The organism is Gluconobacter sp. P1D12_c, assembly GCF_018812105.1.
In the GTDB taxonomy this organism is placed as follows: domain Bacteria; phylum Pseudomonadota; class Alphaproteobacteria; order Acetobacterales; family Acetobacteraceae; genus Gluconobacter; species Gluconobacter oxydans_A.
In genome coordinates, this window is sequence record NZ_JACSIQ010000305.1 from 1 (window position 1) to 513 (window position 513).

A 513-nucleotide genomic window follows, 5' to 3' on the forward strand; every position below is an offset into this window, starting at 1 on the left:
GTGTACTTTACGTACGCTTAGAGTGAACCCAACAAGAACGTTGAGGCTGTTCTGCTGAGAGTTCGATAGACAGTTGGCCGAGAAATAGAAAACAGTTCTGAAAGATCGCTGATGGAGTAATCGCCGGTATCATACATCCGGCGAAGCTCTTTTTGCTGACGTTCAGAAAGCTTGGGTTTCTTTCCGCGTAGTTTACCTTTGTCGCGTGCAACGGCCATCCCTTCACGAGTACGCATCCGGATCAGATCGGCTTCAAACTCCGCGAAAGTCGCAAGGATGTTGAAGAACAACTTGCCCATTTGATCAGACGGATCGTGAATACTGTTACCAAGTTGAAGCTTCACGCCACGGGATGCCAGGCTGTCGCCAATAAGCCGTGCATCAGGGACAGAGCGGGCCAGTCGATCAAGCTTTGGTACGACCAAAGTATCGCCACTACGAACAGCCGCCAGTGCCTGGTCAAGGCCGGCCCTTTCCCGGTTCGTGCCGGTGAAGCCCTTGTCGGTGTAAATA

1 protein-coding gene is annotated in these 513 nt (G+C 51.9%); it reads right to left on the reverse strand.

Annotated features, from left to right (window positions below; genetic code table 11):
• Positions 1-17: 17 nt before the first annotated feature.
• Positions 18-513, reverse strand: a 496-nt coding sequence (locus KP705_RS16880; RefSeq protein ID WP_215765098.1) for a recombinase family protein, incomplete at its 5' end; no start/stop codon positions are given.